Source organism: Streptomyces xiaopingdaonensis (assembly GCF_000262345.1).
Lineage (GTDB): Bacteria > Actinomycetota > Actinomycetes > Streptomycetales > Streptomycetaceae > Streptomyces > Streptomyces xiaopingdaonensis.
The window spans coordinates 1-9,924 of the sequence record NZ_AJTQ01000057.1; the positions used below are offsets into that span (position 1 = coordinate 1).

At 76.2% G+C, this 9,924-nt stretch carries 7 protein-coding genes; 5 read left to right on the plus strand and 2 right to left on the minus strand.

Annotated features, from left to right (window positions below):
• Positions 1-2,059: macrolactam cyclase family protein (locus UWG_RS0104325; protein ID WP_029391160.1), on the minus strand; the 2,059-nt coding region annotated here is incomplete at its 3' end.
• A 1,092-nt stretch (positions 2,060-3,151) separates the two neighbouring features.
• Between UWG_RS0104325 and UWG_RS0104330 the strand changes: the two genes are divergently transcribed.
• The 5 genes from UWG_RS0104330 to UWG_RS0104350 all read left to right on the plus strand — a co-directional run bounded on the left by UWG_RS0104330 (position 3,152) and on the right by UWG_RS0104350 (position 9,334).
• Entirely contained in the window at positions 3,152-4,630 is a 1,479-nt protein-coding gene (locus UWG_RS0104330) for an NsdA family TPR-like regulatory protein (protein ID WP_016905984.1), read from the plus strand.
• Positions 4,631-4,721: 91 nt separating this feature from the next.
• Positions 4,722-5,897 carry an L-2-hydroxyglutarate oxidase gene (lhgO, locus tag UWG_RS0104335; protein ID WP_050988500.1) on the plus strand — a complete coding sequence of 392 codons (1,176 nt, stop codon included), beginning with the start codon at positions 4,722-4,724 and terminating at the stop codon, positions 5,895-5,897.
• A 202-nt stretch (positions 5,898-6,099) separates the two neighbouring features.
• On the plus strand, positions 6,100-6,894 hold the full coding sequence (gene trmB, locus UWG_RS29465) for a tRNA (guanosine(46)-N7)-methyltransferase TrmB (protein ID WP_033195963.1): 795 nt from the start codon (positions 6,100-6,102) through the stop codon (positions 6,892-6,894).
• A 152-nt stretch (positions 6,895-7,046) separates the two neighbouring features.
• Positions 7,047-8,825, plus strand: a complete 1,779-nt coding sequence (locus UWG_RS0104345; RefSeq protein WP_016905987.1) for a PrsW family intramembrane metalloprotease — start codon at positions 7,047-7,049, stop codon at positions 8,823-8,825.
• Between the two features lie 74 nt (positions 8,826-8,899).
• A complete protein-coding gene (locus UWG_RS0104350; protein WP_016905988.1) occupies positions 8,900-9,334 on the plus strand; it encodes a PPOX class F420-dependent oxidoreductase in 435 nt (144 codons plus the stop codon).
• 361 nt (positions 9,335-9,695) lie between these two features.
• On the opposite strand, the gene UWG_RS0104355 is transcribed toward UWG_RS0104350, so the two are convergent.
• The coding region (locus UWG_RS0104355; RefSeq protein ID WP_029391162.1) for an aldo/keto reductase at positions 9,696-9,924 on the minus strand (229 nt) is incomplete at its 5' end.

Genomic DNA, 9,924 nt, shown 5'->3' on the forward strand with positions numbered 1-9,924 from the left:
CGCTGCCCGTCCAGCAGGACCCGCGGCGGGCGAGGAGTCGGCGGAGCCACAGCTCGGTGGAGACGAGGTCGGCGAGGCCGTCGAGGGGGAGGCGGGCGCCCTCGGCCACGTCCCTGATCGCCTTGCGGACCGTGCGGGCCTCGATGAGTCCGGCGTCGGCGAGGAGGGGGGCGCGGAAGAGGTCGAGGAGTTCGGGGGCCGCGAGGCGGACCCCCTTCCTGGCGGCCGCCGTCTGCGTCGAGTGCGAGGGCGCGCCCCAGCCGGCCGGGAGGTCGTGGACGCCGGCGCCGGCGAGGGCTGCGCGGAGGACGGCGGCGCGGGCGCCCGGCTTGACGCGGAGCGCCTCCGGCAGGGCGCGGGCGGCGCGGACGACCTGGTTGTCGTAGAAGGGCGCGTGGAGGCGCTGGTTGCGGATCTCCGCCGCCTGTTCGAGGACGCGGTGGTCGGCGGCGCGGCGGGCGAGCGCGGCGCGGGAGCGGCGCTCCCCCGGGCGTTCGATGGTGGGGCGCGAGGCCGCTGTCGCGTCGAGCCGCAGCGCCACTTCGGCGAGGGCCTCGCCGGTGAGCCAGCGCGCAGCGGGCCCCGGGCGGCACCAGGTGAGGGCGGCGAGCGAGGCGTCGACGGCGCTGTCGGAGGCGGCGGCCGCGGCCTGACCGAACGTTCCGGCGCGCAGCCTCGCCGCCGCCTCCTCGACGCCGTCGCGGTAGGGGGTGCGGGCGAGTCGGCGTGCGGCCCGGTAGATGGCGAAGGGGACGCCCAGCGAGCGGCCGGCGGGGGTCTCCTCCGCCTGTGCGAGGGCCGCGACGGGCCGCAGCAGGTGGCGCCTTCTCCGGTCGAGCAGGAGGTCGGCGAGGCGGGCCGGGTGGGCGTCGAGCACCTGCCGTGCGCCGAAGCCGACGAAGTGGTCGGCGCTTCCGGCGGCGAGCCTGTGGCGGTGGTGCTCGGCGGTGACGAGGGCGGGGCCCGGCTCGTCGGTGAGCGGGCCGCTCTCCAAGTCGGCGTAGGGCAGGGCCTCTTCGCCCGCGGTGACGACGAGGTGGTGGAGGCGCGGGCTGCCCGCGAGGGCGTGGGCGCGCTCCAGTTCGGCGTCCTTCTGCTCGGCCGCGTGGCCGCCAGGGCCGCGTCCGCCGAGGGTGAGGTCGTTGAAGGTGACGGCGAGGAGGCGCTCGCCTGCTTCCGCGGCGCCGGTGCCGTGGACGGTGCCCGGCATGCCCGGCAGACCGGCGGCGAGCAGCGCGAGGGTGCCGGAGGCCGGGCCTCCCGAGAGGTCGGCGCCGACTCCGGGGGCGGGCCCGCCCCTCCTGGCCCGGCGGTCGGCGGGGCCCATGCCGGGTACGGGGCCCGGGTCGAGCGGTGCGAAGTCGTGCTCGGAGACGTGCCGCGGCGCCGTGAGCCGCGTGCGGACGGCGGCGACGAGCGCGTCCCGCACCCCGGCGACCGCGGCCTCGGGGTCGACGGCCGGCGCCGAGACCACGAGCGAGGTGCTCGGCTCGTACCCGGCGATCTCCCGGCTGCCGCCCTCGCGGACGATGAGCGCGTGCCCCGGCGGCACACGGCGCACGCCGGCGTACGGGGTGCCGTCGCCGAGCGCCTCCGGCGCCTCGGGGCAGGCGAGTTGGGCAGCGAGGTGCCCGATGTCGAGCTGCGCCTCGACGAGGTCGGCGAGGGGCAGCGCGGCCGTCGCGTAAGCGGTGCCCCCCGCCCACGGAGTGTGGAAGACGGGGCGCGCGCCCGCGAGGTCGGCGGCGACGGTGATGCGGCGTCCGATGCAGGCGACGGCGGTGTAGCTCCCCGGCCAGGCCGTGAGGTGGCGGAAGGCGCCTCCCCTGGCGGCGAAGAGGCCGAGGCGGAGCTCGTCGTCCGTGGCTCCGCAGGAGCCGAGGACGGCGAGTCGGTTGCCGGGTTCGGCCTCGACGACGCGGATCTCGTCGGGCCGCCAGTCGCCGACGGCCCAGAGCGGGTCCGGCTTCTCCCAGAGGAGCTGCGCGCCGACGGGCTCGACGGCCCCTTCCGGCGGCATGGCGGCGGCCGCGGCGCTCCACCCCACCAACCAACGCATGCCGCCCGCCTTCTGCCGTCAACGCCCGTGCCGCAGGGGCCCGTTGGCCGGCCGCGTCCGCGGCCCCGCAGGAGGGTACGGGGTCCCGGCCGTGTGCCGACGAGCCGTGCGGCGACCGTACGTGCTGTCCGAACACCGTGTTCTGGCGGCTATGTTGCCACGACAGCGGCGCACGGGAGGCGCATAAGGGGCGCATACCTCACATGGGGTGCGGCGCCTGACCGCCCGTCCCCTTCCGGCTCGGGTGGACGGTGCGAGGGCACGAGGGGCGCATATACCGGCGTCCTCCGCACCCGGCAACGGCCGGGCGACCGATGCCATTCGGCCAAATCTCGCCCGTCGCAAGGGAGTCGGGATCGCGGGAGGGGGCGCGCGGGCAGCGGCCGGGAGACGCGCCCGCCGGGAGGCTACGGAGGCCGCGGCGTGCCGGCGGGACCCGGGCCGGCCGTGGGCGCCGCGCACCCGTCGACGGCCCCTGCACGGTGCGGCCCGGGAGGCCGGCGCCCCCCGGGCCTGCCGCCACCCGCGGGGAATGAGGCGGCGGCACTTCCCCCAGCCCACTGCTGCGATGCAGCGGGCCGACCCACGCAGTACTCATCGAACCCGCTCGCCAACTACCCTGGCAGGCGCATGGATGGGCGCACGGCCACACGCACGGAGCACGGGGAGGCGTCCGCTCCGCACACGTTTTTGGACGGGCGCCGGCGTACGTCGCCGCGGTGGCACGTGACCGGCGCACGTACACCCGTGCCGCTCCGGAGGAGCCGGGACTGCAACAGATCTCGCCATCCGGGGAGCGGCCCCTTAACGGTCGGGATTCGGCGAACTACGCTGTGTGGGCAGGGTTTGTCAGAGGTTCACGCACCGGCCCGGTGACCGGTCCGAGGACACCGGACCGACCGGAGCCCGTCGCCCGCCAGGCGATCGGGAGCCGGAGGCGTTGGGGGGGAACTGGCACGGCGGCTGTGCGGCCCGTTCCGCATACGCTCCGCGTCCGTCCCCGCACGCAGCGGTGCCGCCGGTGCGTAGGCAAGGGGAGAGCGTCCCGCACAGTTACCGCGGGACGGCCGTCGGTGTGTGTCAGGGGTGCGCATGTCCAGGGAGTCACGCGGGCCGAACGAGAAACTCGGCACCGTTCTCGCCCTCGCAGGGATCAGCAACGCCGGTCTCGCCAGGAGGGTCAACGACCTCGGTACGCAGCGGGGGTTGACGCTCCGGTACGACAAGACCTCCGTCGCGCGATGGGTGTCGAAGGGGATGGTTCCGCAGGGCGCGGCGCCGCATCTGATCGCCGCGGCGATCGGCAGCAAGCTCGGCCGCCCCGTCCCGCTCCACGAGATCGGCCTCGCAGACGCCGACCCCACACCCGAGGTCGGCCTCGCCTTCCCGCGGGACGTCAGGGCCGCCGTGAAGTCGGCGACCGACCTCTACCGCCTCGACCTCGCGGGCCGCCGCGGCGGTGGCGGCATCTGGCAGACGCTCGCCGGCTCCTTCGCGGTCAGCGCCTACGCGACGCCCGCTGCCCGCTGGCTCATAACCCCGGCCGACAGCTCCGTCGCAAGAGACGAGCAGACGGCACGCGACCACCGCGGCGCCCCCGACCACGAGCAGAGCAGCAGGGAGGCGCGCGAGGGCGACGAGGCCCCCGTCCCGCTCCGCGTCGGCCACAGCGACGTGTCGAAGCTCAGGGACGCCGCCGAGGAGGCGCGCCGCTGGGACTCCAAGTACGGCGGCGGGGACTGGCGTTCGTCGATGGTGCCGGAGTGCCTCCGAGTGGACGCGGCCCCGCTCCTGCTCGGCGCCTACACCGACGAGGTCGGCCGCTCGCTCTTCGGCGCGACCGCCGAACTCACCCGCCTCGCCGGCTGGATGGCCTTCGACACGGGCCAGCAGGAGGCCGCCCAGCGGTACTACATCCAGTCGCTGCGGCTCGCGAGGGCGGCGGCCGACGTCCCGCTCGGCGGCTACGTCCTCGCCTCCATGTCGCTCCAGGCCACCTACCGGGGGTTCGCCGACGAGGGCGTCGACCTCGCGCAGGCGGCGCTGGAGCGCAACCGCGGCCTGGCGACGGCGCGTTCGATGAGCTTCTTCCGGCTGGTGGAGGCGCGGGCGCACGCCAAGGCGGGGGACGCACACGCGTGCGCCGCCTCGCTCGCCTCGGCCGAGGGGTGGCTGGAGCGCTCCCGCGAGGGGGACGCCGACCCCTCCTGGCTCGACTTCTACTCCTACGACCGCCTCGCGGCCGACGCCGCCGAGTGCTATCGCGACCTCAAGGCGCCCCGACAGGTGCGCCGCTTCACGGAGAAGGCGCTCTCCCGGCCGACGGAGGAGTTCGTCCGCTCGCACGGCCTGCGCCTCGTCGTCTCGGCCGTCGCCGAGCTGGAGTCGGGCAACCTCGACGCGGCCTGCGCCGCCGGGGTCCGCGCCGTGGAGGTGGCGGGGCGGATCTCCTCGGCGCGGACGACCGAGTACGTCCGCGACCTCCTCAACCGCCTGGAGCCGTACGGCGACGAACCCCGCGTCGCCGAACTCCGGGAGCGCGCCAGGCCGTTGCTGATGGCGCCGGCCTGAGCCCCGAGTCCTGCCGCAGGAGCCGCGCACGGCGCCGTGAAGATCGACAACCGGCCCCCGTACGGCCCGTCTGTCAGTGGTGCGGTTCACGATGGAGGACGTGCCAACGAAGCTCCCCACCCGCCCGGGCGGGTACGACTGCGACGTCCTGGTGCTCGGCGGCGGCCTCCTCGGCCTCGCCGCGGCCCGGGCTCTGATCCGCGCCGCTCCCGGGCTCCGCGTCGTCGTCGTGGCGAAGGAGGCGGGCCCGGCGCCCCGCCGGAGCGGGGTGGTGCACAGCCCGATCCACCGCACGCCCGGTTCGCGAGAGGCGGAGTACGCGCTCCGCGGCGCCGCCGAGCTCGCCGCGTTCTGCGCGGCCCACGCGCTGCCGTACGCGCGCACGGGCGAACTCGTCGTGGCCGGCGAGCGCAGCGATCTGCCGCGGCTCCACGCGCTCGCCCAGCGCGGGCGCCGACACGGCCTTCCCGTACGGGAGTTGGGCCCCGCGCAGATAGCCCGCCGCGAACCGCATCTCCGCGGCGTCGCCGCGATCCAGGTCGGCGCCACCGCCGTCTGCGACTTCTCAGCGGTGGCGCGGCGGCTCGCCGCGCTCGTCGAGGAGGAGGGCGGCCGCGTCCGCTACGGTGCGCGGCTCTCCGCCGTCGACCGCCGCACGGGCCGCGGCGTGGCCGTCCGGCTCGACGACGGCACGGCGCTGCGCGCCCGCGCCCTGGTCAACTGCGCAGGACCGCACAGCGCCCGCGTCGCCGGAGACACGCTCCCCGCCCGCCTCGTCCCGTTCCACGCGGAGTTCTACGAGCTCGCCCCCGGCCGCCGGGCACTCGTACGCGGACTCGTCCAGCCGCTCCCCGACCCGGCACGCGCTGCTCCGGGCATCCACCTCGCGCGAGGGGCCGACGGCACTGTCCGCATCGGCCCACGGCTCACCCGCGAGACCCGTGACGCATCCGCGGAGAGCTCCCTCCCCACCGGAACGGCACGCCTCGCGCGGAGGCAGCGGCGGCACGGCGCGCTCTCCCGGCGCGCGTTCACCGCGGCAGTGCAGCGCCTCCTCCCCGACGTGCACCCCCGCGACCTCGTCCCCGCGCCCGCCGGCGTCCGGGCCAGGGCGGTCCTCCCCGACGGCACCTTCGCCGACGACTTCCTCCTCGCCTCCGGCCCGCACACCGTCCACGTCCTCGACACACCCGCGGAGGCGGCCGCGGCCTCCCTGCCGATCGGCCGCGAGATCGCCGACCGCGCCCTGACGATCCTGGCCGCATGAACGCGCCCGCCCTCGGCGGCCGTCGCCCCGCCGGGCGTGCGGCGGCCGCGCGCCGGCGCACCGTGCCGGGCCGCGCACCGATTACCGAGCACCGCCCGCGCACATGCGCGCATACACCTCGGGCGATGGCCCGTGTGCGCCCGGTATCCGGTACGCCGTGACGTTTCCGTACCGCGGGACGGCTTCGTAGACTTGCCGCATTGTGTCCGAGACGAGTTACCCGCGCCCCGCGCCGCAGCAGCCAGCCGACCCCGAAGGCACCTCCCGCCTGATGTTCCCCCAGGATGCGGGCCCCGTACCCGATCCCGCGGGCTCGCACAACGAGCGTCGGATTCGCAGCTTCCAGCCGCGTCGCAGCCGCGTAACCACCTCGCAGCGGGAGAGCCTGCTGCGCCTGTGGCCGCGCTGGGGCGTGGAGATCGACGGGCTGCGCCGCCTCGACCTCGGTGCGCTCTTCGAGGACGCCGAGCTCCCAGTCGTCGTCGAGATCGGCTTCGGGATGGGCGAGGCCACGGCGCTCATGGCCGCCGACGACCCGGAGACGGGCATCCTCGCCGTCGACGTGCACACGCCGGGCCAGGGGAACCTCCTCGGCCTCGCGGAGCGCATGGGGCTGACCAACGTGCGCGTCGCCAACGGCGACGCCGTCATCCTGCTGCGCCGGATGCTCGCGCCCGGCTCCCTCGCCGGGCTGCGGATATTCTTCCCCGACCCGTGGCCGAAGAGCCGGCACCACAAACGCCGCCTGATCCAGCGGGAGTTCCTCGATCTCGCCGCCGGCCCTCTCGCCCCCGGCGCCGTGGTCCACTGCGCCACCGACTGGGAGGAGTACGCCGAGCAGATGCTGGAGGCGTTCACGGCGCACCCGGAATTCGAGAACGTCGAGCCCGACGGCGGCTTCACGCCGCGGCCCGCGTCCCGGCCGCGTACCCGGTTCGAGGGGCAGGGTCTGGAGAAAGGCCACCGCGTCCACGACCTGCTCTTCCGGCGGCGCTGACCAACCCACCGGGCCGCGCCGACCGCCTTCGCGTGAAGGGAAGTTCGGGCGCGGCCCGCCGTGCCGTCCGCACCGGAGGGCGCACACGAAGATCCGCCATTGCGCCGGGCCTGCTCCGGCCGCCCCGCACAGTCGCTACTGTCGGACGAGTGGTGGATGAGGAGAGCACGGAGCCGACGGAGACGCCCCGGGACCGGGACTCCCCGCAGGGAGCCGCCCGCCCGGGGGAGGCCGCTCGTACGGCCGACGCCGGGGGAGCCGCCGTCCCGCGCGGGGCAGCCCCCGAACCCCCGCCGAACGACGCACACTTGGAGCGGGAGGACGCGCCGCCGGACGCCCGCGAGCGCCCCGAACCCGCTCCCCTGCGCTCCGAGCGCACCTCCGCGCTCCGTCCCCGCGCCGACCGACGCACGCCGGCGCACAAGGACCCCGCGCCCGTCCCCGCAGACGAGCCGCCGCCGGCCGGCACAGCGCAGGACATACCGGCCGCCCCCGCCCCGGCGGAGCCACCGCACGCCGTGCCGGCCCCGCGCGCCCCGTCCCCGAGCCCGCCCCGTGACGCACCGCCCCCGCCGTCCCCGTACGCCCCGGCCCCCCAGGCGCCGCCTCCCGGCGACTACGGGCGACTCGCACCCGCCGGCTGGGAGTTCGAGCACGCCGGGCCGCCCTCCTGGTGGCGCAGGCGGCAGCGGACGCTCCGGGCGCTCGGCCTCGTGGTGCTGCTGGCGCTCTCGGGCCTGATGATCCTGGTGCTGGTGCGGCAGCAGACGGGGACGGCGGGGCTGCTCGTCGGCTTCGGCCTCGCGCTCTTCCCCGTCCCACTGCTCGTCGCCGCCTTCAGGTGGCTCGACGCCGTGGAGCCGACGCCGTGGCGCAACCACCTCTTCGCCTTCGCCTGGGGCGCGTGCGCCGCGACGCTCGTCGCACTCGTCACCAACGGCTTCGCGACGGACTGGCTCGCCAGCACCGTCGTCGTCGAATCGTCGCGCCAGGTCGACACGTTGGGGGCGACCGTGGTGGCCCCCGTCGTGGAAGAGCTGGTGAAGGGGGCGGCCGTGCTGCTGCTCTTCCTCTTCAGGCGGCAGCACCTGACGGGCGTCGTCTCGGCGATCGCCGTCGCGGGGATCACCGCGGCCGGCTTCGCCTTCACGGAGAACATCCTCTACCTCGGCACCGCCTACGACACCGACTCCTCCCTGGGGCCCGACCCGGTGCAGGGCTCGGCGACCGTCGCCACCTTCTTCATCCGGATCGTCCTCGCCCCCTTCGCGCACCCCCTGTTCACCGCGCTCACCGGCATCGGCGTCGGCCTGCTCGCCGCGCTGCCGCGGCACAGGCGGGTGCTGCGGGCGTGCGCCCCCGTACTCGGGCTGCTCACCGCGATGCTGCTGCACGCGATCTGGAACGGCTCGGCCTCCTTCACCGACCTGACGTTCCTCGTCGTCTACGGGATCTTCATGGTGCCGGTCGCGGCGGCGCTCACCTGGCTGGCGATCTGGTCGCGCCAGAACGAGCTGCGGGCTGTGCGCACCACCCTCGCCGACTACGCGGAGGCCGGCTGGTTCGCGCCGCCCGAGCCGTGGGCGCTGGGCACGATGCGGGCGCGGTCCTCGGCGCGCGCCGCCGCGCGCCACCACCACGGCAAGGAGGCCGCAGCGACGGTCGCCGAGTACCAGCAGGCGGCGACCGCCCTCGCCCTGCTCCGCACCCGGGCCGAAGAGGGCGCGCCCCCCGACGACTTCGCCGCCCGCGAGCAGGAGCTCCTCCACCGGGTCGAGGCGCGCCGCGCCCTCGCCCGCCCGGCGACCGTACGCGCCGCGCTCACCCTCGCCGGCACACGCGCCGTCGCGCCCCCGGCGGCTCCTTACGGGTACGGACACCACGCGCCCGCACCGTCCAACCCGTACGCCCCGCCGCCGCACGGGGGTTGACGGTCCCGGCGTCCTCCCCCGGCGGGCGCGGTGGGCGCCGTACTCTCGTAGGCCCGAGACGGAAGGACGCACCCATGGCCGAAGAGGACGCACCGGAGCGGCTCTTGGCGCTCCTCGGCGAGCACCGCATCGGCGTGCTCGTCACGGTGAAGCGGGACGGGCGGCCCCAGCTCTCCAACGTCATCCACCACTGGGACCCGGATCGCAGGACCCTGCGCTTCTCGATCACCGCCACTCGCGCCAAGTCCCGCAACCTCGCGCGCGATCCACGCGCCAGCTACTACGTGGGCAGTCCGGACGGTTGGCGGTACGTCGTGGCCGAGGGCGAGGCCGAGGTCACCGCTCCCGCCGCGGATCCGCACGACGCGACCGTCGAGGAGCTCGTCGAGCTCTACCGCGCGCTCAGCGGGGAGCACCCCGACTGGGACGAGTACCGGGCCGCCATGGTCGCCGAACAGCGGCAGGTGGCCACGGTGCGTGTGACGCGCGCCTACGGGCAGGCCGGCTGAGCGCCGGGCGCACGCCGGCGAACGGGCCCGCGCCGTACGCGGGTCGGGGGCGCTCGTTCAACCGGTACCTCCGGGCGGCAGCCCCGCGCGGAGAGTTGCGAACAGTCGTGCGCGGGCGGTGCGCTCCGGGCGACGGGGGCCGTGACCTGCCGCTCGAAAAGACGAGCGCCCGGCCACCGCCGGGGAGGCACCGCCCGGCCGGAACGGACGTCGCCGCGGCACCCGCCGCCCGCCCGACCGGGGCTGGTGCGCACCGGGCAGGAGCACGGCCGAACGCACGAGGCGGGGCGGCCCGGGCACCGCGCCCGACGCGTCGTCGACGCCCGGCCCTCCGGCCCTCCTTGCTCGCCCGGAGGATCCCTCAGCCGCCGGACGCCTCCGTGAGCGACGCCTCCTCCGACTCGGTCAACTCCAGCTCCCCCACCGCGAGAAGCGCGGGAAGCTGCGCGAGCGTCCGGGCGCTGGCGATCGGCGCGACGACGCCCGGCCGGCCCGCGAGCCAGGCGAGCGCCACCGTCGCGGGCTCGACGCCGTGCGCCCCCGCGACCGCGTCGAGCGCCTCCAGGACCCGCCGACCCTGCTCGGTCTCC